The 26,164-nt window shown below is 41.8% G+C and carries 20 protein-coding genes and 4 pseudogenes; 3 read left to right on the top strand and 21 right to left on the bottom strand.

Annotation, left to right across the window (positions count from 1 at the left end; genetic code table 11):
- Positions 1-146 precede the first annotated feature (146 nt).
- From gatB to AC0KTX_RS05980, 4 genes are all read right to left on the bottom strand, one after another.
- Positions 147-1,577, bottom strand: coding sequence for an Asp-tRNA(Asn)/Glu-tRNA(Gln) amidotransferase subunit GatB (gene gatB, locus AC0KTX_RS05995; protein WP_474251324.1), 1,431 nt, complete (start codon positions 1,575-1,577; stop codon positions 147-149).
- 13 nt (positions 1,578-1,590) lie between these two features.
- Complete coding sequence (gene gatA, locus AC0KTX_RS05990) at positions 1,591-3,048, bottom strand: Asp-tRNA(Asn)/Glu-tRNA(Gln) amidotransferase subunit GatA (RefSeq protein WP_474251323.1); 1,458 nt, start codon at positions 3,046-3,048, stop codon at positions 1,591-1,593.
- 17 nt (positions 3,049-3,065) lie between these two features.
- Positions 3,066-3,356, bottom strand: coding sequence for an Asp-tRNA(Asn)/Glu-tRNA(Gln) amidotransferase subunit GatC (gene gatC, locus AC0KTX_RS05985; protein WP_474251322.1), 291 nt, complete (start codon positions 3,354-3,356; stop codon positions 3,066-3,068).
- A 141-nt stretch (positions 3,357-3,497) separates the two neighbouring features.
- Positions 3,498-3,908: an Hsp20/alpha crystallin family protein gene (locus AC0KTX_RS05980; protein WP_474251321.1), complete on the bottom strand. Its 411-nt coding sequence runs from the start codon at positions 3,906-3,908 to the stop codon at positions 3,498-3,500.
- A 170-nt stretch (positions 3,909-4,078) separates the two neighbouring features.
- Here AC0KTX_RS05980 and AC0KTX_RS05975 point away from each other — a divergent pair, with 170 nt between their 5' ends.
- Complete coding sequence (locus AC0KTX_RS05975) at positions 4,079-4,213, top strand: YjcZ family sporulation protein (protein WP_474251320.1); 135 nt, start codon at positions 4,079-4,081, stop codon at positions 4,211-4,213.
- Positions 4,214-4,363: 150 nt separating this feature from the next.
- Here AC0KTX_RS05975 and map read toward each other — a convergent pair whose 3' ends face one another.
- From map to AC0KTX_RS05935, 8 genes and pseudogenes are all read right to left on the bottom strand, one after another.
- On the bottom strand, positions 4,364-5,113 hold the full coding sequence (gene map / locus AC0KTX_RS05970) for a type I methionyl aminopeptidase (protein ID WP_474251319.1): 750 nt from the start codon (positions 5,111-5,113) through the stop codon (positions 4,364-4,366).
- 305 nt (positions 5,114-5,418) lie between these two features.
- Entirely contained in the window at positions 5,419-6,594 is a 1,176-nt protein-coding gene (locus AC0KTX_RS05965) for a CamS family sex pheromone protein (protein WP_474251318.1), read from the bottom strand.
- A 15-nt stretch (positions 6,595-6,609) separates the two neighbouring features.
- On the bottom strand, positions 6,610-8,613 hold the full coding sequence (ligA, locus tag AC0KTX_RS05960; RefSeq protein WP_474251317.1) for an NAD-dependent DNA ligase LigA: 2,004 nt from the start codon (positions 8,611-8,613) through the stop codon (positions 6,610-6,612).
- 27 nt (positions 8,614-8,640) lie between these two features.
- Positions 8,641-10,143, bottom strand: a pseudogene (locus AC0KTX_RS05955) (3'-5' exonuclease); the annotation flags it as partial.
- 101 nt (positions 10,144-10,244) lie between these two features.
- Positions 10,245-12,115: pseudogene (gene ltrA / locus AC0KTX_RS05950) on the bottom strand (group II intron reverse transcriptase/maturase).
- Positions 12,116-12,813: 698 nt separating this feature from the next.
- Positions 12,814-13,497 (bottom strand): annotated as a pseudogene (locus AC0KTX_RS05945) (UvrD-helicase domain-containing protein); the annotation flags it as partial.
- A 37-nt stretch (positions 13,498-13,534) separates the two neighbouring features.
- Positions 13,535-14,221, bottom strand: a complete 687-nt coding sequence (gene pcrB, locus AC0KTX_RS05940; protein ID WP_474251316.1) for a heptaprenylglyceryl phosphate synthase — start codon at positions 14,219-14,221, stop codon at positions 13,535-13,537.
- Positions 14,222-15,054: 833 nt separating this feature from the next.
- Positions 15,055-15,490, bottom strand: a pseudogene (locus AC0KTX_RS05935) (transposase); the annotation flags it as partial.
- A gap of 133 nt (positions 15,491-15,623) precedes the next feature.
- Here AC0KTX_RS05935 and AC0KTX_RS05930 point away from each other — a divergent pair.
- Positions 15,624-16,340, top strand: coding sequence for a PmeII family type II restriction endonuclease (locus tag AC0KTX_RS05930; RefSeq protein ID WP_474251315.1), 717 nt, complete (start codon positions 15,624-15,626; stop codon positions 16,338-16,340).
- 15 nt (positions 16,341-16,355) lie between these two features.
- On the opposite strand, the gene AC0KTX_RS05925 is transcribed toward AC0KTX_RS05930, so the two are convergent.
- The 5 genes from AC0KTX_RS05925 to AC0KTX_RS05905 all read right to left on the bottom strand — a co-directional run bounded on the left by AC0KTX_RS05925 (position 16,356) and on the right by AC0KTX_RS05905 (position 21,336).
- Positions 16,356-17,654, bottom strand: coding sequence for a DNA cytosine methyltransferase (locus AC0KTX_RS05925; protein ID WP_474251314.1), 1,299 nt, complete (start codon positions 17,652-17,654; stop codon positions 16,356-16,358).
- Positions 17,655-17,994: 340 nt separating this feature from the next.
- Positions 17,995-18,126: a HEPN domain-containing protein gene (locus AC0KTX_RS05920; RefSeq protein WP_474251341.1), complete on the bottom strand. Its 132-nt coding sequence runs from the start codon at positions 18,124-18,126 to the stop codon at positions 17,995-17,997.
- 85 nt (positions 18,127-18,211) lie between these two features.
- Positions 18,212-18,517, bottom strand: a complete 306-nt coding sequence (locus tag AC0KTX_RS05915) for a YerC/YecD family TrpR-related protein (protein ID WP_474251313.1) — start codon at positions 18,515-18,517, stop codon at positions 18,212-18,214.
- Positions 18,518-18,521: 4 nt separating this feature from the next.
- A complete protein-coding gene (locus AC0KTX_RS05910) occupies positions 18,522-19,556 on the bottom strand; it encodes a DUF3048 domain-containing protein (protein WP_474251312.1) in 1,035 nt (344 codons plus the stop codon).
- Positions 19,557-19,596: 40 nt separating this feature from the next.
- The gene (locus AC0KTX_RS05905) at positions 19,597-21,336 is read right to left on the bottom strand and encodes an adenine deaminase C-terminal domain-containing protein (protein ID WP_474251311.1); all 1,740 of its coding nucleotides are present in this window, start codon (positions 21,334-21,336) and stop codon (positions 19,597-19,599) included.
- Positions 21,337-21,614: 278 nt separating this feature from the next.
- Between AC0KTX_RS05905 and AC0KTX_RS05900 the strand changes: the two genes are divergently transcribed.
- Positions 21,615-21,725 (top strand): EYxxD motif small membrane protein, encoded by a 111-nt coding sequence (locus AC0KTX_RS05900; protein ID WP_474251310.1) that lies wholly within the window; start codon positions 21,615-21,617, stop codon positions 21,723-21,725.
- On the opposite strand, the gene purD is transcribed toward AC0KTX_RS05900, so the two are convergent.
- From purD to purM, 4 genes are read right to left on the bottom strand one after another with little or no spacing between them, the layout of a single operon-like run.
- Positions 21,722-22,981 (bottom strand): phosphoribosylamine--glycine ligase, encoded by a 1,260-nt coding sequence (gene purD, locus AC0KTX_RS05895; RefSeq protein WP_474251309.1) that lies wholly within the window; start codon positions 22,979-22,981, stop codon positions 21,722-21,724. The genes AC0KTX_RS05900 and purD overlap by 4 nt on opposite strands.
- A gap of 17 nt (positions 22,982-22,998) precedes the next feature.
- Entirely contained in the window at positions 22,999-24,537 is a 1,539-nt protein-coding gene (gene purH, locus AC0KTX_RS05890) for a bifunctional phosphoribosylaminoimidazolecarboxamide formyltransferase/IMP cyclohydrolase (protein ID WP_474251308.1), read from the bottom strand.
- The gene (gene purN, locus AC0KTX_RS05885) at positions 24,534-25,115 is read right to left on the bottom strand and encodes a phosphoribosylglycinamide formyltransferase (protein ID WP_474251307.1); all 582 of its coding nucleotides are present in this window, start codon (positions 25,113-25,115) and stop codon (positions 24,534-24,536) included. Before purN ends, purH begins: the two co-directional genes overlap by 4 nt.
- The gene (gene purM, locus AC0KTX_RS05880; RefSeq protein ID WP_474251306.1) at positions 25,112-26,152 is read right to left on the bottom strand and encodes a phosphoribosylformylglycinamidine cyclo-ligase; all 1,041 of its coding nucleotides are present in this window, start codon (positions 26,150-26,152) and stop codon (positions 25,112-25,114) included. The genes purN and purM overlap by 4 nt, the downstream gene beginning before the upstream one ends.
- Positions 26,153-26,164 lie beyond the last annotated feature (12 nt).

Genomic DNA, 26,164 nt, shown 5'->3' with positions numbered 1-26,164 from the left:
AACATGAAAAGTAGAACCAATAATAGATTATGCTTTTTCAATCAAACAAACAAGTTTTTTTCACCAATTTGTCATTTCTTTTTTTAATAAAGTCTCCCTCATGGAAAAACACCCAGCTAAAAAGCTGAGTGTTTCGATATCGCCCCTTATCGCTTCTTGATTTCTTCCAATAATAATTTGTTCACCAATTGCGGATTGGCTTGTCCTTTCGTCTTCTTCATAATTTGGCCGACCAAAAAGCCAATCGCTTTATCTTTTCCGTTTTTAAAGTCTTCGACGGATTGCTTGTTTTCATCCAATGTTTCCGTAACAAGCTTCAAAATCGTTCCTTCATCGGAGATTTGCACGAGTCCCTTTTCTTTTACAATTTTTTCAGGGTCTCCGCCTTTTTCAATCAGTTCTTTAAACACTTTTTTGGCAATTTTAGAAGAAATGGTTCCGTTTTCGATCAGTTTGATCATGCCTGCTAAACTTTCCGGAGTAAGCGCCACTTCCGACAGCTCTTTTTGTTCTGCATTTAAATAGGCCGACACTTCCCCCATCAGCCAGTTGGAAGCTTGTTTGGCATCGGCTCCGGCGCTGACTGTTGCTTCAAAGAAATCGGACATTTCTTTTGTCATTGTCAGCACCTTGGCGTCATAAGCAGGAAGTCCCAGCTCTTCGACATATCGTTTTTGGCGGGCATCGGGAAGTTCCGGGATGGATGACCGAACCCGTTCTTTCCATTCATCATCTATATACAGTGTCACTAAATCGGGTTCAGGGAAATAACGGTAATCTTCTGATCCTTCTTTCACACGCATTAAAATCGTCGTTTTAGTCGCTTCGTCATAACGGCGTGTTTCCTGTTGAATGACGCCTCCGGACAGCAAAATTTGCTCTTGCCGCTTTTGTTCATATTCAAGCCCGTTTTTCACAAAGGCAAAGGAATTTAAATTTTTAAGCTCCGTTTTTGTGCCAAATTCCCTTTGTCCTACTGGACGGAGTGAAATGTTGGCATCGCAGCGCAGGGAGCCTTCCTCCATTTTGCAATCCGATACGCCCGTGTATTGGATGATCGATTTCAGTTTTTCCAAATAGGCATAAGCTTCTTCCGGAGAACGGATGTCAGGTTCTGATACAATTTCAATTAATGGAGTCCCTTGGCGGTTAAAATCTACAAGGGAATATCCATCACCGCTGTGCATCAATTTGCCGGCGTCTTCTTCCAAATGGAGGCGCGTGATCCCGATTTTTTTCTTCTTTCCGTTTACTTCGATTTCAATCCAGCCGTTTTGTCCGATCGGCTGATCATATTGGGAGATTTGGTATGCTTTCGGATTATCCGGATAAAAATAGTTTTTCCGGTCAAACTTTGTATAGGTAGCCACTTCGCAGTTAAGCGCCATCGCAGCTTTCATGGCGAATTCAACGGCTTCTTTATTCAAAACGGGCAAAACGCCCGGGTAGCCGAGGTCAATGACCGTTGTATTGGTATTCGGTTCGGCGCCGAACGCATTTGGCGCACTTGAAAAGATCTTCGATTTCGTTTTCAATTCCACATGTACTTCAAGTCCGATGACCGTTTCAAAGTTCATTTGTTCTCACCCCTTACAGTTCCGGTTTTTGTTTATGGAAGTCTGTCGCTTGTTCGTATGCATGAGCCACACGATAAACGGTGCTCTCGTCAAAATGCTTGCCGATGATTTGCAAACCAAGCGGAAGTCCGTCGGCAAACCCGCACGGAACCGAAATCGCAGGAACTCCGGCAAGGTTCACGTTGATCGTTAAAATATCGTTCGCATACATTGTGAGCGGATCATCGATTTTTTCGCCGATTTTAAATGCAGGCGTTGGGGTTGTCGGCCCAATGATGACATCGTACTTTTCAAAAACATCTTCAAAATCTTTCTTGATGAGCGTGCGGACTTGCTGCGCTTTTTTGTAGTAAGCATCATAGTAGCCTGAACTTAAAGCAAAGGTGCCGAGCATGATGCGCCGCTTCACTTCATTGCCAAACCCTTCCGCCCGAGTTTGTTTATACATATCGATCAGGTTATCGGCATTATCGGAACGGTAGCCGTAGCGGACTCCGTCAAAGCGGGCGAGGTTTGCAGATGCTTCCGATGAAGCCAGCAAATAATAAGTGGCAATGCCGTATTTCGAATGCGGCAGGGATACTTCTTCCCAAGTTGCGCCTAACTGTTCGAGCACTTTGAGTGCAGCAAGAACCGACTCTCTCGCCTCTTTGCTCACACCTTCGCCTAAATATTCTTTCGGAACGGCGATTTTGAGCCCTTTTACATCTCCGGTTAATGCGGATATATAATCCGGAACGTCCACGTTGGCACTTGTCGAATCCATTGGGTCCACACCTGCAAGAACTTGGAGAAGATAAGCATTGTCTTCTACTGTTCTTGTAATCGGTCCGATTTGGTCGAGAGAAGAAGCGAACGCTACTAAACCGAAACGGGAAACTCGTCCATATGTAGGTTTTAAGCCGACCACTCCGCAAAATGCCGCCGGCTGGCGAATGGATCCCCCTGTGTCTGAACCTAATGCAAACGGTACTTCCCCTGCGCTGACAGCAGCCGCGCTTCCGCCGCTGGAACCTCCGGGAACCATTTCTAAATTCCAAGGGTTTTTCGTCTTTTTAAATGCCGATGTTTCGGTTGAAGAACCCATGGCAAACTCGTCCATATTTAATTTGCCAATCGTAATTGCTTCCGCTTCTTGAAGCTTTTTCATCACTGTGGCATCATAAATCGGATCAAAATTTTCCAATATTTTGCTCGCACAAGTTGTCCGCAAATCTTTCGTTACAATGTTGTCTTTAATCCCAATCGGCATGCCGAATAATAGGCCGAATTCATCCTTTTGGCCGATTTCTTCATCCATTTGCTTCGCTTTTGCCCGAGCCCGTTCCTCATCGAGGGCTAAAAAAGCCTCTACTTTTCCATCAACCTCTTGTATCCGTTTATAAGCCTCATCGACCAAGTCGGATACGGATATTTCCTTTTGATGGAGCATTTGCTTTAATTCGGATATTTTATGATCAAATAAAGCCATGTTGTCTCATTTCCTCCTTAATCAAGAATGGCAGGTACACGGAATAGTCCGTCTTTTTGGTCAGGAGCATTTTTCAACACAACTTCCCGCGGAAGCCCTGGTTCCGGTTGATCTTCGCGCATCACGTTTTTCATGTCCAATACGTGGGAAGTCGGCTGTACGTTATCAGTATTCAGTTCATTCAACTGCTCAGCGAAAGTGATGATTGCATCAAGCTGATTGGTAAACATTTCTGCCTCTTCTTCCGTTATCGCCAAGCGGGCAAGATGAGCAACATGTTTTACTTGTTCTTTCGAAATACGTGACATCCCAATTCACCTCCACTATTTTCGAACACACCACAATACTCTGATAATATCAAAATTTAGCCTGATAAAGCAACCTTCTTGGCACTATTTGCTAAGGGGGTTCGTGATATTCTGGATAAAAAACAAAACCGCATAGAGCGGTTATTCAATTTCAATCCATTCTTCTTTTTGTTTCGGCAGACGAACCGTTAACAAGCCGTTTTGGAAAGACGCTTTCATATTTCTTTTGATGACATAAGATGGAAGACGGACAGTGCGGGATCTGTCAGGCGCATTTTCCTTTTGTTTGACCGAGATGATCAGATCGTCGCCGGAAAGCTTCAAGCGAATTGCTTCTTTTTCCACACCCGGCAGCTCGGCATAGATGATGAAAGTATCGCCTTTTTCTTCGGTATAGATGCGGAACGCCGGCATGATGAACGTTTTGCGAAAAAAATCATCCATGCTGTCAAATATGGACTGTTTGGGATGCCGTTCAAAAAATTCATTAATCAATTTCATCGGTCCGTCCAAAGGCTTTTCGGAATATTTCTTTTGGTTGTCTCCTTCCATTATTTTTTTCTCCCCCTTCCTGAGATCAGCCCCATTCGCATCCTATGACCGCTGCTGAAAAAGTTATTGGACTTGTGCCTAAATATTTTATAAATGCCACAATCGTCCAAACGTCAATTTTTTTCATGAATATAACATTAATGAATGTCACAATTTTGGAGGTGAAATACATGGGCTTCGGTTGCCATTCTCCATTTTACGGCGGCTACGGATATGGGGGCTACGGATACGGCGCTGGTTTTGCGCTCATCGTTGTGTTGTTTATATTGCTGATTATTGTTGGTACTGCATTTGTCGGATGGTAAGAAAAACCGGGCGAAAAAACGTCCGGTTTTCAAGGATTTAAAACAAAAAGGCGGTTTCAAAGGTTAGCTTTGAAATCGCCTTTTTGTCTTAGCGGCTTTGTTTTGCGATGATCATCAGCCATCCGATTCCGTATTTCTTTTTTTCAATTGTTATGACTGTTCCGTTAAAATCAATGGTCCATTTTTGGTGATGGCCACTGTATGTTCGTACTGCGCTGACAACTTGCCGTCGACAGTTCTTGCTGTCCACCCATTTGCATCCATTTGGCTTAACCACGTTCCCTCATTGATCATCGGTTCTATCGTTATTACCATGCCCTCTTTTAATCTAGGACCTTTTCCCGGAGAACCGAAATGAGGAATTTGCGGTTCCTCATGTATTCTTGGGCCGATACCATGACCTGTAAAGTCACGAACTACTGAAAAACCTTCCGATTCGGCATATGACTGAATAGCATGCCCGATATCTCCGATTCTATTTCCGACACAAGCCATTTCAATCCCTTTATATAGGGAGTTGAGCGTCACTTCCAATAAACGCTTTGTTTTATCGGAAACGTTTCCTACTGCATAAGTCCAGGCGGAATCTGCCAAACTGCCGTTTAAATTCACAACCATATCAATGGTAACGATATCGCCGTTTTTTAAAGGGGTGTTTCGGGGAAAACCATGGCAAATTTCATCATTTACGGAGGCGCAAGTAGCATATTGATAACCGTTGTACCCTTTCTGTTCTGGCGTTGCCCCGTGTTTGCTCAAATAATTTTCAACAAATCGATCGATTTGCAATGTTGTAATGCCCGGTTTGATAATTTTCGCAATTTCTTTGTGGCAAGAAGCCAGCAATTTTCCTGCTTCGTGCATCTGTTGAATTTCTCTTTCCGATTTTAAAGTAACCATTGTCATCTCCCTTTCATAAAATAACGTTATGAACTGAACCTCCCAACAGCATTTGCCGATATTCGCAAGCCTTCCTTTAAACGTTTGTTTTTTCCTTATTTTTTCATATCGTATTCTTTGAGAAAGGGATTCTATTTTATTGGCTCAAGAAATGTTTATATATTCTATTGCGCCATTATCAACAAGTGAGCCTATATCGGGAATCGGCAAGTCTGCAAACATCTGCCATTCGCATTTCTAAAAAAATCAAAACAAACGTTCTTTTCATTCGCAAGAACGTTTGTTTTTTTAATAAATATTAGATTTTATTGATAAATATGAACAGTCGGCTCGTCCTGCCCAGGTTTTCTCACAATCAGCGCTTCTTGGCCTCTTGACGATGTAATGTTCACTTCAACCGAAATGTAATCTTTATAGTATTCCAGCACTTTTCCAGTTAAAAATTGCGTAAAGGCAATCACTTCCGTTTTTCCATAGAATTGCATGGGAATTTCAATTCTCATCTGTTTCATTTCACCGTTTTGGTAAAAAGCTTTGCCGATAATTCCTGTGTAATTCGGGAAAAAGTCTTCTATATCGGCTTTCAGCCGATTAAAGTTGTTGGCATCGTCTTGTTTTTCCTTTGATGCTTCTTCAGACGGGAAAAAGTAATACGCTTCATCGACCGCTTCCCATTTTCCGATTTGGGAACTGCCGTTATCTACGAACGCCCTAGCAAAAAAATGGCCGGGGACTATCGAATTTTTCGGTGCTTGAACATAAAGGGAAACGACAATCGGAACGCTTCCCAGCCCATCCATTTTCCGCAGCCTGTTGACAATTTCTTGGGCCATTTCCTTCCCCTTTGCCTCAATGTCGCTTTTCTTTAATTTCACTTCCTGTTGAATTCCGTCTTCCGTCCGGTAATAATGAACGGAATTGAGCGCTAATCCGATGGATATTCCTCCAAGCTCAAGCGTTTTTTCATCTTTTTTCACCAAATAATCATGTTCCTGAATATGGACCAAATAAATCGGGCTTTTTTCATTTTGCTCTTGTTCAGAACCTTCATTTGATTTTGGAGGGTTCAACCCTTCATTTTTAAAAGATTTATTTTGTTTTCTTGCTTCTTCTAAATCCTTTCCTGCCAGTTTGCGTCTTAGCCAGTTCTGAACGGTTTCCTTATCCAAATATTGCCCTTCTTGGAACACATATTTATCTGTTGGAAACTTGTCGCTTGCCATTCTCATTAAACCTGTTTCAAATTCATCAATATCAAATCTTGTATTTAAGTTGCTTGCGACAAGCCCTCTTGCTTCGCTCGTTTTAAAAGGAATGAGCATTTTATAATATTCATCCGATATGCTGTATTTTGGAATAATGGCTTTTTCCTGTGAGGATTCCTCCGTCTCTTGAACAATTTCCTCCGGTTCTCCGATATTTTGCGAACATGCGCTTAATATCACTGCGCACGCTGCTATGAACATGAAAATTTTTTTCAAGGCATCTTCCCTCTCTTATTTTCGTAATTTTTCAAGGAAGCGGGACTCATCCCAAATTTCGATATTCAATTGCTGCGCTTTTTCCAGCTTGCTTCCGGCATCCTCACCGGCAATGACAAGATCTGTTTTTTTGCTGACGCTTCCGGTCACTTTTCCGCCCCTTGCTTCAATGAGTTCTTTCGCTTCATTGCGGGACATTTCGGTTAACTTGCCGGTCAGAACGATTGTTTTTCCTGCAAAATATGAGTCGCTTTCTTCCGGATCGGCGCGTTTCGGACCTTTATATGTCATATTAACTCCAAATGTTTCCAGCTCCTTGATCAATTCTTTTACTTCCGGCTGTTCAAAGTATGTTGCAATGGAATCAGCCATTTTTTCGCCAATTTCAGGCACGGCCATCAGCTCTTCTTTTGTCGCCCTTTGCAGGCGTTCCATCGTTTCAAAGTGCTGTGAGAGAATTTTGGCGGCTTTTTCGCCAACATATCTTATGCCGAGTCCGAACAAAAGACGCTCTAAAGAGTTATCCTTTGACCGCTCGATCGCCTTCAGCAAATTTTCGGTTGATTTTTCACCCATTCGCTCAAGCTGAAGAAGCTGTTCCTTTGTCAATTTATACAAGTCGGCAACGTCTTCCACCAATCCTTCTGTAAACAGCTGGGTAATCACCCGTTCCCCCAACCCGTCAATATTCATGGCATTGCGGGAAACAAAATGGATGAGGCCTTCGCGGATTTGCGCCGGACATTTCGGGTTGATGCAGCGGAGAGCAACCTCCCCTTCCAAGCGAACAAGCTCGCTTCCGCACTCAGGACAATGTGAAGGCATTTGGAAATCTTTTTCTTCACCCGTTCTTTTATCGACAAGCACATTCACAATTTCCGGAATGATGTCTCCTGCTTTTTTTACAACAACAAAATCCCCGAGCTTAATATCTTTCTCGCGAATTAAGTCTTCATTGTGCAAAGAGGCTCTCTTGACCGTCGTTCCCGCCACTTTAACCGGCTCGAGAATAGCTGTTGGTGTAATGACCCCTGTTCTTCCCACCGTCAGTTCAATATCCAAAAGCTTTGTCAATACTTCTTCAGCCGGAAATTTGTAGGCGATCGCCCATCTCGGGCTCTTCGCAGTTGCTCCCAGTATTTCTTGCTGCCGTAAATTGTCTACTTTTATGACGACACCGTCAATATCGTAAGGAAGATGCGGGCGCTTTGCCAAAAGCTGATCGAGCAACTGAATGACCTCGTCGATATTGCGGCATTTCTTTCGTTCATGATTTGTTTTAAAACCAAGCTGATCAAGCAAGTCTAAGCCTTCGCTATGCGACGTCACCCCTGTCTCGCCTAACTCCGCAATACTATAGACGAAAATATCGAGATTTCGTTTCGCGGCAATTTTTGGGTCAAGCTGCCGCAAAGAGCCGGCAGCGGCATTGCGGGGGTTGGCAAATGGCACCTCCCCTTTTTCCATCCGTTTCTTATTTAATTGTTCAAAAGAAGCTTTCGGCATATAAGCCTCTCCGCGAACTTCCATTGATAAATTTTTCTTTAGGCGAAGCGGGATGGAGCGGATCGTTTTTAAATTTTCGGTAATGTCCTCGCCGGTGACGCCATCGCCTCTTGTCGATCCTTGCACAAACAAACCGTTTTCGTAGCGAAGGGAAACGGCTAGTCCGTCAATTTTCAGTTCGACGACATATTCGACATCACCGACCGCCTGCCGAACCCTCCTGTCAAAATCGCGTAAATCCTGCTCATTAAAAGCATTGGCTAAACTGAGCATCGGCACGCGATGTTCGACTTTCTCAAAAGCTTCCAATACAGCGCCCCCCACCCGTTGGGACGGGGAGTCTGCTGTTTTCAGCTCCGGAAATTGCTCCTCCAGCTCGATCAGTTCCCTCATGAGACGGTCATATTCAGCATCAGGGACAGACGGATTGTCAAGGACATGGTATTCATAATTATATTGGTTCAAAAGTTCATGCAATTCCTGCACACGTTTTTCCGCCGATTGTTTGTCCATATCTGTCAAACCCTTTCTTTTCAATCATTATTGAACTTTTTCGATTGGCGCAAATTTGGCCAGCAATCGTTTAATGCCGGTTGGACTCGGGAAAGCAATATCAATCTCTTGGTCTTCCCCATCGCCTTTCACGCGGACGACCACGCCGACTCCCCATTTTCCGTGCCGGACTTTCTCTCCGACTGAATAGCTTTTTGTACCTCCTCCCGTTGAAGAAAGCTCTTTAAAAGATCTATTTGGCTTCCTAAACGGGGTATTTTGCTCATGGACTTTCTCCAAAAGCTCCTGCGGAATTTCTTCTATAAACCGTGATTCAGGGTTTAAGTTCGTCCGTCCAAAAAGGGTTCGCATTTTCGCATTCGTAACATATAATTCTTCCTCAGCTCTTGTAATGCCGACATAGGCAAGACGGCGCTCTTCTTCCATTTCCGCTTCTTCCATCAGCGACCGGCTATGTGGAAAAACACCTTCTTCCATTCCTATGATAAACACAACCGGAAATTCTAAACCTTTGGCGGAATGCAGCGTCATTAAAAGGACAGAGTCGTCCGGTTTGGCATCATCCTCATCTAAGCGGTCAATGTCGGCGATCAATGCCAAATCGGTTAAGAAAGCAATTAAGCTTTTATCCTCATTTTGCTTTTCAAAATTTTGCGTAACGGATAAAAATTCATCAATATTTTCCAGACGACTTTGCGCTTCCAGCGTTTTCTCCCGGTGAAGCATTTCCCTGTAGCCTGTCCGCTTTAAAATTTCTTCCACAAGCTCGGTTACGGACAAATAATCTTGCATTTGTGACAGTTGGTCAATCATTGCGCGAAATTCGATCAAGAGTTTGGCGGCGCGGGCGCTGACACCAATATGTTCGATTTCATCGAGGGCGGCAAACATCGAAATCCCTTGTTGTGCTGCAAAACGCTCCATTTTTTCAACCGTTGAAGCACCGATTCCCCGCTTTGGCACATTAATAATCCTCATTAAGCTAATATCATCGTCAGGGTTCGCCACAAGCCGCATGTAAGCCAAGAGATCTTTAATTTCTTTACGTTCGTAGAACTTGATCCCGCCGACAATGACATAATCGATATTTGACTTGATCAGCACTTCTTCCATGACGCGGGACTGGGCATTCGTCCGGTATAAAATGGCAATATCGGACAGCTTTCTTTTCCCGGATTGGACGAGTTCTTGAATTTTCTTTGCAACAAATTGCGCCTCTCCCGTTTCGTTCTCTGCTCGGTAGTAAACGATTTTTTGCCCTTCAGCGTTTTCTGTCCATAAGTTTTTCGGCTTCCGGTTGATATTGTTCTTGATCACTTCATTGGCCGCCTGCAAAATTCGTTTCGTTGATCGATAGTTTTGTTCAAGCAGAATGACCTTAGCACTCGGATAGTCTTTTTCAAAAGACAGAATGTTTGAAATATCCGCTCCGCGCCAACGATAAATGGATTGATCCGAATCCCCCACAACGCAGATGTTTTGAAAACGGGCAGCAAGCATCTTTACAAGCATATATTGGGCGCGGTTTGATATGGATAGGTAAGCCTTTGAAGTTATCTCCAGCTTTTCCCCCCATTCACACCGTACGTGAGAGTTTCCCCTCATACGGCGTTCCATCAATCGGTTGTCATCTAAGCTACTATTTCATCGTTTCCAACCAACTTGCGAAGTTTGTTGATTTTATCTAAACCATCCTTATCTAAATTCAATTTTTGGAGATATGTCTGAATGGTTTGTTCTTCTACTGCGTGAATCAACTTGTGAACATCTTTCCTCACAAAGATTAGATTGTTGTATTCATCGCTCCCGCCTAGTTTTTTCGGGATTTTATGGTGAACCTCCATATCTCCAATTTCTAATGGTACATTTGTTACTCCACATCGCCCATACTGCCCCACGTACAACGAAATTCGATTGTCGTTGTATTCCATACTTTGATTAGGTACAGGGTTGCGTATGAGATGGTACATAACGGTCTGATTATATCCTTTTAATGCATCATGAACTTGCTTTCTTCCTTCTGACGTATAAGGACAAATATTTTGACTAAAATTCGACGGTGGCTTTGTTCTTATATGGTCAATAGGAAATACATTAATTCCATGTATAAAAACCACTTTTCCTGTGTATTTAGGATATAATCTTTTAAAAGTGGTTGATTTTGTACCTTTATAGCTCAGGATGGTTTTTGTTCGGTTATATAAGGTTCTTCTGACCGAGAAACCGATTTGTCTAAAATCTAGCTGAACATGCGTTGCGTATTGGTAGTAATTTTGAATACCGACAATCATGGCATTGAGTTTAGATACTTCGTTTTGCCCATGTTCTAATTTCTTGATTTGTTCCCGCAGTTTTTGAACGGCTTTCTTTTTCGCTTTGTCGCTTATGTTGGTTTTGGCGACAAATTTTTTCTTCTTGGCTATTGCTTTATTTTAAAACCGAGAAATTCTGAGTGTCTTTTTCGTAAGTTGATGACTTTTGATTTTTCATGGTTAATTTCAAGACCTAGTCGTTCTTTTAACCATTTCTTAACGGCTTCGAATATCAAAAAGGCGTCTTTATGATTTCGGCAGAAGATTTTAAAATCATCGGCATATCTTACAATAAACATTTCTTTTAGTTTTGTCTGTTTTAGTGCTCTGTATTTTGCGCTTTGGTCGTAGACTAACCTTCCACCAATGAGCCTCTCACGGTTATAGTTCTTTTTTGTCTTGAAAGTCTCCCATTGACTACTAATCCACCAATCCAATTCGTTTAGAACGATATTAGATAACAATGGCGAGATAATTCCGCCTTGTGGAGTTCCTCTTTGTGGAATACCAACACCCTTAATTTCTGCTTTAAGCATTTTTGATATGATACTTAATACTCTCTTATCCCGTATACCTAGTGTCCACATCTGCTTGAGCAGTTTACCATGATTCACATTGTCAAAGAAGCCTTTAATATCAATATCAACAACGTAATGTAGTTTGTTTTTATTCACTAGGCTAACGGCTCTTGATAATGCATGACTTGCACTTCTGTTAGGACGAAAACCGTAACTATGTTTATGAAACTTTGCTTCGCAAATTGGCTCTAAAATTTGCTTTATGCATTGTTGTATGATTCGGTCTTCGATGGTTGGTATTCCTAGAGGTCTCATCGAACCATCTTGTTTTGGAATTTCCACACGACGAATGGAATGTGGTTGAAAGTTAGCTAGTCTATATCTTACGTAGTTAATAAGATGTTGTGGATTCCTTTCTGCCATATCAAGAATGGTATTTCCATTTGTTCCACTCGTTTTACTTCCATGGTTTTTCTTGATATTTCGATAAGCTAACTTTATGTTCCTTTCGTCGATGATGAGTTCATATAAACGGTGAAATCGATAACCGCTTTTACTTCGGGCATACAAAGTATCTAATACTTCTTGAAAGTCATAATATTCATTGTTCCTTAGTTTCTGTTTCTTCTTCCTACGTTGGTTGTTATCAGTCAACGAATCACCACCATTCATGATAAAATGGTAGGTTTCGTTTCTCTTAGTCATACTCGAACCTGATAAGACGATGAATGTAGCTATGGCAACCGATTGACTAGTGGCTATCCCTCCATGATGTTTCCATCACTTCTTCGGTACTGTGCCACCGCTCTCACTGGCATAAAGATGAGTTATAGCTTTCCGCCTTTCCTCATCACCGTTTCATTGGTGGGTAAGACCTCCACGTTGCCAGCTTTCCACGTTCCGATGGTTCTATCTGTACATATGCACTTTTAGGTGAATCCTCTGGCCCTGCTGGCTGGACAGCGCCTGTAACGCTGTAAGGTGTTTCATAAAGACAATTCTTACTCCACCTCACCAGCACCACGAACCGTGGCGATACCATTTCTGGTACCTATACCTCTAGAGCCGTACATTCGGATTTTCGTCAGTTGGTTTTTGTGCACCAACATTCTCACCATGAGTGCTTTATAGACCCCCGGCCTATCCGCTGCACCCTCCACCTCTGGAGAGCTTTCGTCAACCTTACTTGTTACGGCAGCGTTCAGCCGACTTCACCGAGCTTATAACCACAAGATGCTTACCCATCTTGTCGCTATTCGGAGTATTAGGGAGAGCCTTTCGAGGCGTTACCCTCTCATTCGACTCTTCGAACCATCAGTTCTCCTAGCTTCAAAGCTAGTGCCTAACCTTTTCAGTTAGGAACGTGTCGCACTATCTTGATATTCATCAACATGAATATATTGAAATTTCCTCTGATAATATTCAAGGACTTCCGGAACGCGCCGGAACAACTGAATGGTTGACATGATAAGGTCATCAAAATCAAGAGCCTGGTTTTTTAATAATTTTTTCTGATAATCGGTGTAAATATCGCTGACCATCTGCTCCCACACGCTGCCGGCGCTTTGCGCAAACTCTTCGGGGGAAATCAGTTCGTTTTTGGCACTGCTGATCGTGCCGAGTATGGATCTGGGATCGTATTTTTTCGGATCAATGTTCCGCTCCTTTAAAACACTCTTTATCACCGACAGCTGATCAGATGTGTCCAAAATGGTGAAGTTTCGATGAATACCGATTCGCTCAATATCCCGCCGCAGTATCCGAACACACATTGAGTGAAACGTCGAAATCCAAATTTCTTCTGCGCCCGGCCCAAGCAGCTGTTCGATCCGATCTTTCATTTCCCTTGCTGCTTTGTTCGTGAATGTAATGGCCAGTATATTCCAAGGCGCCACTCCCTTTTCCGCCATTAAATAGGCAATTCGGTGGGTGAGGACGCGCGTTTTCCCGCTCCCTGCACCAGCCATAATCAAAAGCGGGCCTTCCGTCGTTTTTGCCGCTTTTTGTTGCTGCTCATTTAATCCTGACAGCAGCTGCTCTGTCAAAAAATGCATTGCATCGCTCACCTCATTTTCACGTTTGATTTGATCTTTAGCCTTTGACAGCAGCAACCGTTTCAAGGGCTGCCTCGAGGTTTTCATAAATCACATTGCCAACAACGATAATATCGGCGTATTGCGCCATTTCTTCGGCTTGTTTGCCATTTTGAATGCCGCCTCCATAGATAATCCTTGTATTCGTTAACACCGACTTAGCCGCTTTCACGATCTCCGGGTCACCGAATGCACCGCTATACTCTAAATAAAAGAGAGGGAGGCGAAACAGTTTTTCCGCCATTCTCGCATATGCTTTGATATCTTCCAAATTGAGATCCGTTTTTGCTTCTGTCAATTTAGCTGCTTTGCACTCAGGATTTAAAATACAGTAGCCTTCTGCTATGATTTCATCCCAGTTCATGATCTCGCCGAACTCTTTAATGGCCTTGTGGTGCAGATCAGTAATCCATGTTGTGTTTCGGCTGTTAAGAACCGTCGGGATGAAATACAAATCAAACCCCGGCACAATAGATTCCAAATTGGACACTTCCAAAACGCATGGAACGAGATAGCGGCGGATTCGCGATAGAAGAGATAGAACATTATCCTCCGTTACATTGTCGCTGCCGCCGACAATAATGGCATCTGTCTTTGATTCGCAAATTTTCTCAAGCTGTTCATCAGAAATCGATTTATCGGGATCAAGTTTAAACACATGTTTCCACTCGTTCACATCATACATACAGTAGCCTCCATTCCATATACCATTTCCTTATTATATCAAATAATAGAACTGTTACGTAAAACGCAGTATACTAAAACCCTGAAATTCTTGATAAATAAAGTTTTTGAAGTTTGTTTACTATCTTCTGTGTTGAAAAATAATGTAAAAACGTTTCCTTGAAGAAAGTGGGGCAACTTTTGGGACAACTTTTTTGGAAAATAAATGGCGGACAGAGGCTGAATTTATTTATCCTATTATTTAGGGGAAAATATCGAAATTAATGTTTTAAAATTTTTTAACTTAGGTGTGAGGACATCATTTGTATAAACGTGTTCAATTCACGTTGGAATCATTAACAACAGAGCCCTAGTCCCTGTCAACACAATATTCTAATTGACTGGAACATATTTCACATTAGTGCCTGAAAGATCTATATATCGACATCTTCAGCCTTAACTGTACAACACAAAAAATTATGACCTTTTACGAGATTGCGTTATCATTTTGTCATCCTCTTTTCTTGTTTTACATGAATTAATTTAAAATGGAAAACTCATTTTAGGCGTTATAATTTACCCAGTCATCCATCATGGAGAATGGTAACAGTTTCACTATAAAAGTAACAAAAGGACTGAATTAGGTATTAACGTTATTCAATCCTTTCCTCCATCACAAAGACTACTAGATTCAGTTTATTCTTTTCTTATTGTAACTTCCGTGGATATACATTTTTAAATTAGTCTATACTAGTTTCATTCTCAACTGTTTTAAAATAAATGGCACTACAAATTGAACAGTCAGATCCACTATCAAAAGTGACATTGTATTAGTCATCGCATTGGATCACTAAGTTAATGATAACGTTCTTTAAACATTCGTTGAAGGGCTTCATGCGCCTCGACAAATCCTCGCAGCCTCCTTTCCGACCTATTTCTCATTAAAATCCTTAATTGTTCAATACACGTTTTTTCTGCGACTTCTAAGCTGCTTAAACTGCTAATCGGCTTCAAATGTTACCGAATCTCCTTGATCGTCCGCTCGATTGCATTGGTCGTATTAATCACACTCCGAATATTGCTTGGATAGACCATCAACGTCAGGAGGACATCCAAGTCGTTCTCCCACGATTGCACTTCTCTCGGGTACTTGCTTGACCACATGTTTCGAAACCCTTCAAACATCAGTAACAACGCCTAATCCTTGTATGGTTCACGATATATCCGTTTTCAATCCTCTGCTACGTCCAACTGGTCTTTTTTCCGCACAAGATGCGAGCGTGTTACGGACAACTTTTCATCTCGTACTTATACGGGCATATCCTGCAATTTTTGAGCGTTTCCACATAATCTACTATTTTTGTTTTTATAGAAAATAAAGAAATATTGTTATAGACTATATAGTAAAGGGGGCTTTTAGATTTATGGCAAATGAAACTCGACCTAATGTAATTATTGAAAAGGCAAAAGATTTTTTCAGAAATGAAATTGCAAAGAACCATGCAAGAAATACTGCAAAATTAGTTAGGTTAAAAGAATTTAATTTGAATCCATTTCTAGCGTCTTATAAAGCCCATTTTCTAACTGGAAATGGCAATCCTGAAAGTGTTGCTAAAGCTTTGGTTTATGCCAGGGCATTAGGTTCATCAATTGATACAACCTTTGGTAATCAGATGCAAAAATTTTGCAGCACTGTATTGGAAGGGTTTGCTTCTACTACATCAGGTATTGATATTGAATACATAGACCAACTGGACGGTAGAAAGAAGTATTGTCAAATAAAATCCGGTCCAAATACAATAAACAAAGATGATATTGAAACCATAATTGGGCACTTTAAAGGTATTAAAAATCTTGCAAGAACAAACCATTTGGATATTGGGTTAAATGACCTAGTAGTTGGTGTTTTCTATGGTACACCTGAAGAACTAAATAGCAGTTATAAAAAAATAAATGAACAATATCCAGTAATTGTAGGAGCAGAGTTTTGGCATAGACTTACTGGTGAAGAAGACTTTTATGAAAAGCTAATTAAAGGTATTGGTGAAGTTGCAAAAGAATATGATGGAACTGAACTTATTAACAATGCAATTAAAGCACTTACACCACAAATAAGAGAAGCCATGGATATGGAATATTAAAGGGGGAGGTGGCTATTAAGCACCCCCATTTTCTATTTGGTTCAATGTGTGAATGATTGAAAGTCCAATAGCCTTTGCCATATTCACTGGAACCGCATTACCTATTTGCTTATAAGCATTATTCATTGATCCCTCAAATTCCCAATCATCAGGAAAGCTTTGAATTCTTGCATATTCCCTAACAGTAAACGGTCTAGTTTCTTCAGGGTGGCAACGTTCAGTTTGTTTTTGTGCAGGGGAACATGTTAGTGTTAATGAAGGTTCATCCCATGACAATCTTCTTGCCATTCCTGTTCTACCTCCACTTGAATAATAGCTTTTGCCCATATACTCTTTTGCTATATCTTCAGGCAAATCTCTCCAATACCCACCTGGTGGAACCAATTCTAATACTTTTCTTTTAGATTCTGGATATTTGGCTCCTTCAGATTTAGGGACATCTTTAAGAACATCTTTTAATGTTAATTTATAACCATAAGGTTTTGGAAACTTATAAGATACATTATATTTTTCAACTAAGTCATTTCTAATTCCTACAATTACAATTCTTTCTCTCTTTTGGGCAACATCATAATTCAATGCATTTAATACTTCCCAATCAACCTTATAACCAATTTCAGAAAATGCATTAAGCATTGTTTCTAATGTTTTTCCACCATCATGATTTACAAGACCCTTTACATTTTCAGCAAGAAACATTTTTGGTTGTAGTTCTTCAATGATTTTTGCAAATGGATAAAATAATGTGCCCCTCGTGTCTTGAAGCCCTTTCTTCATGCCTGCATAACTAAAAGCCTGACAAGGATACCCTCCTGAAACAAGGTCTATTTCTTTGGAAGTGTCTATAAAATTCTTTATTCCTTGTTCGGCAACCTTAAAAATATCATCTTCAATAATGTTCCATTCAGGTCTATTTTTCCTTAATGTTTGACAGGCATATTTATCTATCTCTACGGCACCTAAAGTATTAAAACCTGCCATTTCAAGACCTAATGCAAGCCCCCCTGCCCCTGCAAAGAATTCAACATCGTTATATTCTCTAAGGGGTTTAATTTCTCTAACTTCTATAAATCTATCATTTTTATCAACATCTAAGTCTAGTTCCATTTGTTCAGTTTCAATAATATCATTAAAAGAAACACCCAATGTTTCACAAAGAAGGCTTACATTAGACTTAATAGGGTTGTATTTTGGACTAAGTACCATAGATAATTGATTTTTAGTAATGTTCATTTTTTCAGCTAGTTCCTTTTGTGTTTTTATTCCTGATTTTTTCATGTGTTTTCTTACTTTTTCCTTGCTTATTGTGTACATTAATGATAAACCCCCATCATAAGTTAAATAAATACTTTAACTTTTTATAGGGTTATTTTATAGAACACTTGTCCAATAGTCAATGATATTTAATAAGTAATGAATACAAATTCCCATAGATTCATAATTGCCAAAAACAATTTCAGCCAATAATTATTCTCGTGTACTGTAAAATGAATCTTTTTCATTATGCAACTTTAAATAACATAAAATCTGGATCAACCCTTTTATGACTATTAATTATTATATTTGTCGGCTTCTGCTTTTCTTAAGTCATTACTAATTACGATAGGTTTTATCCTTTCTCTTATTCTTTCTTGTATAAAGTCTTCATTGAATCTCACTCTTTTAATAGATAATATTCAAGCATATTTTGAAGTATATGGTACGCTTCGCTTAACTCAGCACCTTTAAGTGCCTTATCTTTTTTCCGTTCATTATAATGCGTATAATAGTTTCTGGTTTGTGATATTACCCTTGGAAAATAGCTGCGAAAGTTGAGTAAATAACTTTTGGGACAAAAAATAAAGAGCTGCCCGGTTCAGTTGCAGCTCCGTTTACGAAGAGGCCTCATCGTTTTTAATCCGATCAAGCGCCATGGCATAAGCATCATTTCCGTAATTCAAGCAGCGCTTGACACGGGAGATCGTTGCCGTTGACGCACCAGTCTCTGTTTCAATTTTGTGATAAGTATAACCTTCCCGAAGCATTCGGGCTACCTCAAATCGCTGGGAAAGCGATTGAATTTCATTGACAGTGCAAAGGTCATCAAAAAAACGGTAGCATTCTTCTAAATCTCTTAAAGAAAGGATCGCTCGGAACAATTGGTCAAGTTCTCTTCCCCGCAACTTGTCGATTTGCATGATTTTATTCTCCTTTCTCTTCTTCATATTGAAAAGCTTCATTTAAATCCGGGACTATGTTGATCCAAGTGTGTCCGGGAACAAGTTTTACCGGTACTCCGTTTTCATAAGGAAGGATGCGCCCGTCCACGTTTTGCCACTCGACTCGTTTCATGATTCCTTTTTGCAAAAGGATCGCCTCGCCGCCGGAATTTAAATCGATTTTCCTGCGGCCATAATTGTCAAGAAATTCATGATCCATTTGCACAATAAACACATTGTCTAACAGAACGGGTTCTTTCGTTTCCCGATCCACCGTCAATTCATCTCCGGAAAACCGCCGATAGCATCCCAAATCCTTATCATATACGTATTTAATTTGCCATTGTTGTGTGGAACCGTAAGAGACGACGCCTTCCGAAAGTTCTTCTCCTGTAATGCTGTTCAGTTCTTCTTTTGAAAGAAAAGGCAAAGGTTCGACTTCCATCTTTAATAAATAGCCGTTTTCGTCAGCACCTTTTACGATATTTTCATAAGAAATATAGGAATTGTGGGGCGCCTTTCTTGTCTGATCCCGCCAAAAAAGCGTGCCATCGTAAAACAGGCCGTTTAAATAATCGAGATGTTCCGACTCCAACTTTTCTTTGGCAGTCGGACTCCAGCCATGGCTAATGTAAAGCGCCCCGTAACCTTTGCTTAAATCGACAAAATATTCGCGTGCGCTGCGGACAGGGCCGATCACCTCAGGCTTTTCGCTCTGGTAAATGGCCAAAAAACGGGTAATCATTCCCTCCGCCAAAACCTCATATACGATATCCGCTTTGGACAAACCTGATTGAGGCCTCGCTTGCGGATGATTATTAATCATGACGGCAATCGGCCTATTATCAATCCCGCCTGAAACCGGCATTCCCGTCAATGGGCTTGTTGCCGCCGGCTCCTCAGCTACCGGTTCCTTTGCCGGAAGCGTCTTATCTTTTGTTTCTTCTTTTTCGGTTCCTTGCGAACAGGCTGTTGTGAAAAAGAGCAGGAGAGATGATATTAAGAGTAATTTTTTCATTCATTCACAACCTTAACTTGATCATGATCCCTTTTATATTTTAACGTATTATTGACGGAAAGAGTATTGTTTTTTTCATCACATCATAAATTCCTTCCGGTGTGATACGGATATAAGGCAAATGGGTAGATGATAAAAACAAAAGGCTGTAAATCGGATCTAAATATCGATAGCCCCTTTCCCTCAACAAGCCAACCAATTCCTTTTCTTCCTTCATGACCTCTTCAAACGGTTTTCCTGAGGCCGTTCCATTGATATGAAGAGGCATCTCAAAAATAACCTTGCCGTTTTCCGCAACAACCATTCCTCCGCCGATCTCCTTTAATTTAGAGAACGCTTTCATGATATCTTGCTTGTTTTTTCCGATTAACACAATGTCTCCCGTTGTTGTATAGGTGCTGGCAAATCCTTTTATGCGATTTGCAAAACCTTTCAGCATCGTGTTAATCCGCCATTCCCCGTTTTGATCGATCATCACGAGAAAGCTTTCATCATGTTCAGCGGAAAGCTCGTCGACCGAATTATCAATCGTAATCGAATACGGCTCAATAATCACGGCATTTCTCATTTTCAACCCCAATGGCATGGAAAATTGCAGGTCATCGATGGTTAAATCCCAATCAATTTCAAGGGGCTTCAACCCGTACTTGGTCCAATCGAGATTCGGAAAATGATTGAACCATTGATTATGTTTGCGAATCCATTTCCCTTTCGCCAAAACATGGACGGGATTTGGATTGTTTACCGACTCCAAGAAATTAATGGAAGCTAGGCGGCCGGGTCCAATAACACCCAATTTCGAATCAAGCATGTAATAACGTGCAACATTATATGTTGCCATTTTATACGCTTCAAACTCAGAAATTCCGGCTTCAAGTGCAATTTGAATCGTTCGGTTGATCATACCTTCCTCATAAAACGAAGGTGCTGAACCATCAGTTGTAAAAAACATCTCATCGAATCGACCGATCCCCAACTCCTTCATTTCTTTCAATAACTGTGGCAAATCCGGGCGAATGGAAGAATGGCGGAGCGGAACGGTATAGCCGCATAATAAACGGTTGTATACTTCCTGCCCATTAATGGCTTCATGGTCTGAATCCGCTCCAAACAATTTCATTTTCGTTAATGTGTTTAAAGACGCTCCTGGAAAATGCCCTTCAACCCGCTTGCCAACCTTTTTTGTTTCATGGATCCAATGCAAAAACAAATCGTCCCCACCGATCAGCTTCGGCCATCCTGTCAACTCTCCTCCTTGAATAACGGCAGGATGTTCAATCCATTGTTTGACTATATCAGGAGGCAGCAGCCGAACTTCCTCTTTCGATTCTGTTTGCAAGTCATATCGCGCCCACCAGAAAAATTGAACAGGGAAAGATTGCAAATCCTCCACAAAAGAAAACGCTTTCTTTTTGTCGAATTGTAAAAGGAAATATAAGTTATCGCAAATCAAGGTTGTTGTTCCAGTTTTCGATACATATTGGGCAAGCGAGTGGGGATTATATAACTGAAACGGGTGAGCATGCGGTTCAATATATCCCGGAACTAAATAAAGTCCTTTACAATCAAATATTTCTGTATTTGTTGTTTGTTCAGGCTCTTCACTGCCAACATAAACAATGCGATCTTCGTAAATCCAAATATTGGCCTTTACCCATTGATTTAAATAAGGCTGCAAAAATTTCGCGTTTTTCAAAAGCAAAGTAGGTGACAATCTATTTGAAGCGACATCGACATGTTCGCGTAATTCGTTCGCTTTCCAAAAAGCACGGCAGCGCATGATCCATCAGTCCTCCTCAAAGAAACTTAAAATACTCTTTTGCTTTACATTTTAACATATGAAAAATGTTAAAGCACTAAAGTTTTTTACAAAATTTTGAATTCGTTGGCGGAACGTATTTTGAAGGGTACAGGAGGCCTAACACGATCAAACCTTCTGTTCCTTTCGATTGCCGCCTGCACAAACCGGTTTGGATTCCGCGGCAGTTTTTGCCATCATAAACTGCCAAATAAAAAAGAGCAGCCAAAGCTGCCCTATTTTTTAAGGAGAGATGCAAAATGATGATGGAATACTTCACGGATATGTCATTTGTATTATTTGTCATGATCGGAAGCATTATTGCCTTGTTGTATGTGTTTGTCAGAAAAAAAAGAAGGTCTCAGAGCTAATATTTTATTAAAGCTCGGTAGCCAATATCTTTCCGATAAAACAATCCTTCTGTGTCAAGCTCCTTTAATTGCTTGTAAACTTTTTCTTGCGCTTCTTGCAAATTTTTCCCAAAAGATGCAACAAGATATACACGGCCCCCGTCTGTTACAAATTGGCCGCCTTCCTCTTTTGTTCCCGCATGGAACAGAAGGGTATCCTCCCCAACAGTTAATGAACCGATTGGCGTTCCTTTTTGATAATTTCTAGGATATCCTTCCGCCGCCACCACAACGCCAAGCAATGCTTGATCTGTCCATTCAAGTTCAGCCGGCTCCGCTTTTAATACTTTTAAAATCACGTCGACAAGGTCTGATTTTAACCGAGGAAGGACGACCTGCGTTTCCGGATCGCCAAAACGGGCGTTGAATTCAATCACTCTAGGACCGTCTTTTGTCAACATCAAACCGGCATAAAGAACGCCGGTGAACGGCGCACCTTCCTCCTTTAATGCTCTAGCCATTGGTTTTACTATCGTTTCGATTGACTCAAGAACCACCTCATCAGAGATTTGTGGAACAGGGGAATATGCACCCATCCCCCCTGTGTTCGGCCCTTTGTCTCCATCATAGGCGCGCTTATGATCTTGGGCAATAACCATCGGATAAACATGTTCCCCGTTTACAAAGGCCATGAGCGAAAATTCTTCCCCAGTTAGAAATTGTTCGATGACCACTGATTTTCCGGCTTCCCCAAGCCGATCGCGCTCTAAGTAGTCAGAGAGAGTTTCAATCGCTTCTTCTTGCGACATCGCAACAACTACACCTTTTCCTGCCGCAAGTCCATCTGCCTTAATGACAATTGGCGCACCTTTTTCTTCTACATATTGTTTCGCTTTGCGGAAATCCGTAAAGATTTCATAATCCGCCGTCGGGATGCCGTAGCGCTTCATAATGTTTTTGGCAAAAGATTTGCTTCCTTCAACCAATGCCGCATGTTTTGTCGGCCCGAACACCAGCAAGCCTGCCTTTTGAAATTCATCGACAATGCCGTTCATTAACGGGGCTTCCGGGCCAACGATCGTTAAATCAATTTTTTCAGTTTTGGCAAATTGGATCAGCTCACTTGTGTTCTCTTCTGAAATTGGAACTGTTTGAGCCACATCTTTCATGCCGTCGTTTCCAGGCGCGGCATAGACTTTTTCCACAAGAGGGCTTTGAGCCGCTTTCCATGCGATGGCATGCTCCCGCCCTCCTTTTCCAATAATCAGCACTTTCATCGTCGCGGTCTCCCTTCTTAATGTTTGAAATGGCGAACGCCCGTAAAGACCATGGCGATGCCGTATTCATCTGCTTTTTGAATGGAATCTTGATCACGAATCGATCCGCCCGGCTGAATGATCGCCGTAACTCCAGCCTTTGCCGCTTCCTCAACCGTATCCGGCATCGGGAAGAATGCATCGGAAGCAAGTGCGCTTCCTTTCGCTTTTTCTCCTGCTTGGTCGATGGCAATTTTCGCCGCTCCTACCCTGTTCATCTGCCCTGCACCAACGCCAATGGTCATTCCATCTTTCGCTAAAACAATGGCGTTTGATTTCACGTGCTTCACGACTTTCCAGCCCAACTTCAAGTCTTCCCATTCTTGTTCCGTCGGTTTTCTTTTCGTCGGAATCGAAATATTGGCATCATCAAGCGAATAAAGATCCTGATCTTGAACAAGCAGTCCTCCGTAAATGGACGCAAGCTGCTTCTCCGGCTCCGCCTTTTTCACTAAATCAACTGTCAACAGGCGGATGTTTTTCTTTTTCGTCAATATATCCAATGCTTCTTGACTGAAGGAAGGAGCTATGATGATTTCTAAAAAAATTTGGCTCATTTTTTCCGCTGTTTCCCGATCCACTTCGCGGTTCAGTGCGACAATGCCGCCGAAGATTGAAGTCGGATCCGCTTCATACGCTCGCTCATAAGCTTCCAAAATGGTAGCTCCTGTCCCAACTCCGCACGGATTCATATGCTTTACGGCAACCGCCGCAGGATCGGCAAATTCTTTGACGATGCCGAGCGCTGCATCAGCATCTTTAATATTGTTGTACGACAATTCTTTTCCATGGAGTTGAAGCGCTTCTGCTATTGAAGAAGGAGGTGTAATCGGCTTTTTATAGAACGTCGCCCGCTGATGAGGATTTTCCCCGTAACGAAGGGATTGTTTTTTCTCATATGTCAACGTAATCGATTCGGGGTCTTCCTCTCCCGCCTGCTTTGTCAAATATTCAGCGATAAGCGCATCATAGGCGGCTGTATGGCGGAACACTTTGGCTGCCAGCTTCCGTTTCGTTTCTTGGCTTACTTCCCCATTCGCTTTTAGTTCCTCTAAAATCGTCTCATAATCGGCCGGATCGACAACAACTGCAACATCTTGGTGGTTTTTTGCAGCTGCCCTGAGCATGGTTGGACCGCCGATATCGATGTTTTCGATCGCCTCTGCAAAAGAAACGCCTTCTTTGGCAATTGTTTCTTTAAAAGGATATAAATTGACAACCACAAGGTCAATCGGCTTTATGCCGTTTTCCTCCATTTGTTTTATATGTGCTTCATTGCTGCGAACGGCCAAAAGACCTCCGTGAATGGCTGGATGAAGTGTTTTAACGCGTCCGTCCATAATTTCCGGAAATCCTGTGACATCTGAAATTCCAATGACATCAACCCCGTGTTCTTGCAGCAGTTTTTTTGTTCCACCGGTTGAGATAATTTCCACTCCAAGGCCAACAAGCTCTTGTGCAAAAGAAACAATATGGTCTTTATTGGATACACTGATAATTGCTCGATTTATCATCATGCTTTCACCTCTAACTTTTCTAAAATGCGCCCGATCGTCTCCGGATAAAAGGTATGCTCAATTTTATGGATTTTTTCTGAAAGTGATTGAAGATCATCCTCTTCTCTGATTTCAACCGCCCGTTGGGCAATGATCGGACCTGTATCCATTCCTTCATCAACAAAATGAATGGTCACCCCTGTAATCTTGACTCCAGCATGAAGAGCTTGTTCAATTGCCTGTTTACCTGGAAAAGCAGGAAGCAAGGAAGGATGAATATTGATGATTTTTCCCGCAAATGCTCCAAGCAGGGTGCTGCCGATGAGCCTCATATAACCTGCCAGAACAATAAAATCAACTTGATGGAGCGTTAACTGCATTAAAATCTCTTTTTCAAATTTTTCTTTTGATTCATATTCCTTCGGGTTAAATACAAACGTTGGAATTTGCTCCTTCAGAGCACGCTCCACCACCTTCGCACCAGGTTTGTCGCAAACAAGCAAAACCACTTCCGCTTTTAACCGGCCGCTTTTCACATGGTCGACGATTGATTGGAAATTGGATCCGTTCCCTGATGCAAACACCGCAATCCGCTTCATGAAAAAGATCCCCCTCTAAAGCTGATTCCGCTTCCTTCTTTCACACGACCAATCAGAAAAGCTTTCTCCCCGTTTTTTTCCAGCTCGTCGAGGCACGTCTGAACATCGTCCTCTTTTACAGCCAAAACATATCCGATTCCCATGTTGAATACTTCAAACATGTCATATGAATTTATCTTTCCTTCTTCTTGAAGAAAGGTAAAAATCGGGTGGATTGGCCACGACCCTAGATCAATTTCCGCCCCCAGCCCTTCAGGAAGCATTCTCGGGATGTTTTCGACAAACCCTCCTCCTGTAATGTGAGCCATGCCGTCAATTTCATAAGTTTTCAAAAGCGGCATGACGGATGAAACATAGATTTTCGTCGGTTTTAATAATTCTTCGCCAAGCTTTTCTGTAAGAGGTTGATAAATTTCGTTCAAATCAAGCTTTTTGTCCTCTAAAAGCGCTTTACGGACTAAAGAATAACCGTTTGAATGAATGCCGCTGGATGGAAGACCGATCAGAAGATGTCCGGGTTGAATCCGATCTCCCGTGACGATCCGATCTTTTTCAACTACACCTACAGCAAAACCGGCAATATCGTATTCCTCTTCATCGTAAACTCCGGGCATTTCTGCTGTTTCTCCGCCAATCAAAGCACAGCCGGCCTGAGCGCAGCCATCGGCAACTCCTTTTACAATCTCTTCAATTTTTACCGGATCAGCTTTTCCCAAGGCTATATAATCCAAAAAGAAAAGGGGTTCGGCGCCTTGCGCCAAAATATCGTTCACACACATGGCCACCGCATCTATTCCAATGGTATCATGCTTTTTCATCATAAAGGCAAGTTTCAATTTGGTGCCAACGCCATCCGTTCCTGAAACGAGAACCGGCTCTTTATAGCCTAAACTTGCCAAATCAAACATGCCGCCAAAACTTCCGATTCCCCCTAGAACACCCGGCCGCTTCGTCTTCTCCACATGCTTTTTCATGCGGCGGACAGCTTCATATCCAGCATGAATATCAACACCTGCATCTTTATACGCTTTGGACATGCATAATCCTCC

This window comes from Aeribacillus sp. JST-2, assembly GCF_056032925.1.
This window is presented reverse-complemented; position numbering and strand designations above follow the sequence as displayed.

Bases quoted from the DNA above. Each gene is read 5' to 3' on its own strand.
- gatB (WP_474251324.1), bottom strand. From the start codon at position 1,577: ATGAACTTTGAAACGGTCATCGGACTTGAAGTACATGTGGAATTGAAA.
- gatA (WP_474251323.1), bottom strand. From the start codon at position 3,048: ATGGCTTTATTTGATCATAAAATATCCGAATTAAAGCAAATGCTCCAT.
- gatC (WP_474251322.1), bottom strand. From the start codon at position 3,356: ATGTCACGTATTTCGAAAGAACAAGTAAAACATGTTGCTCATCTTGCC.
- AC0KTX_RS05980 (WP_474251321.1), bottom strand. From the start codon at position 3,908: ATGGAAGGAGACAACCAAAAGAAATATTCCGAAAAGCCTTTGGACGGA.
- AC0KTX_RS05975 (WP_474251320.1), top strand. From the start codon at position 4,079: ATGGGCTTCGGTTGCCATTCTCCATTTTACGGCGGCTACGGATATGGG.
- map (WP_474251319.1), bottom strand. From the start codon at position 5,113: ATGGTTACTTTAAAATCGGAAAGAGAAATTCAACAGATGCACGAAGCA.
- ligA (WP_474251317.1), bottom strand. From the start codon at position 8,613: ATGGACAAACAATCGGCGGAAAAACGTGTGCAGGAATTGCATGAACTT.
- pcrB (WP_474251316.1), bottom strand. From the start codon at position 14,221: ATGTATGATGTGAACGAGTGGAAACATGTGTTTAAACTTGATCCCGAT.
- AC0KTX_RS05930 (WP_474251315.1), top strand. From the start codon at position 15,624: ATGGCAAATGAAACTCGACCTAATGTAATTATTGAAAAGGCAAAAGAT.
- AC0KTX_RS05925 (WP_474251314.1), bottom strand. From the start codon at position 17,654: ATGTACACAATAAGCAAGGAAAAAGTAAGAAAACACATGAAAAAATCA.
- AC0KTX_RS05915 (WP_474251313.1), bottom strand. From the start codon at position 18,517: ATGCAAATCGACAAGTTGCGGGGAAGAGAACTTGACCAATTGTTCCGA.
- AC0KTX_RS05910 (WP_474251312.1), bottom strand. From the start codon at position 19,556: ATGAAAAAATTACTCTTAATATCATCTCTCCTGCTCTTTTTCACAACA.
- AC0KTX_RS05905 (WP_474251311.1), bottom strand. From the start codon at position 21,336: ATGCGCTGCCGTGCTTTTTGGAAAGCGAACGAATTACGCGAACATGTC.
- AC0KTX_RS05900 (WP_474251310.1), top strand. From the start codon at position 21,615: ATGATGATGGAATACTTCACGGATATGTCATTTGTATTATTTGTCATG.
- purD (WP_474251309.1), bottom strand. From the start codon at position 22,981: ATGAAAGTGCTGATTATTGGAAAAGGAGGGCGGGAGCATGCCATCGCA.
- purH (WP_474251308.1), bottom strand. From the start codon at position 24,537: ATGATGATAAATCGAGCAATTATCAGTGTATCCAATAAAGACCATATT.
- purN (WP_474251307.1), bottom strand. From the start codon at position 25,115: ATGAAGCGGATTGCGGTGTTTGCATCAGGGAACGGATCCAATTTCCAA.
- purM (WP_474251306.1), bottom strand. From the start codon at position 26,152: ATGTCCAAAGCGTATAAAGATGCAGGTGTTGATATTCATGCTGGATAT.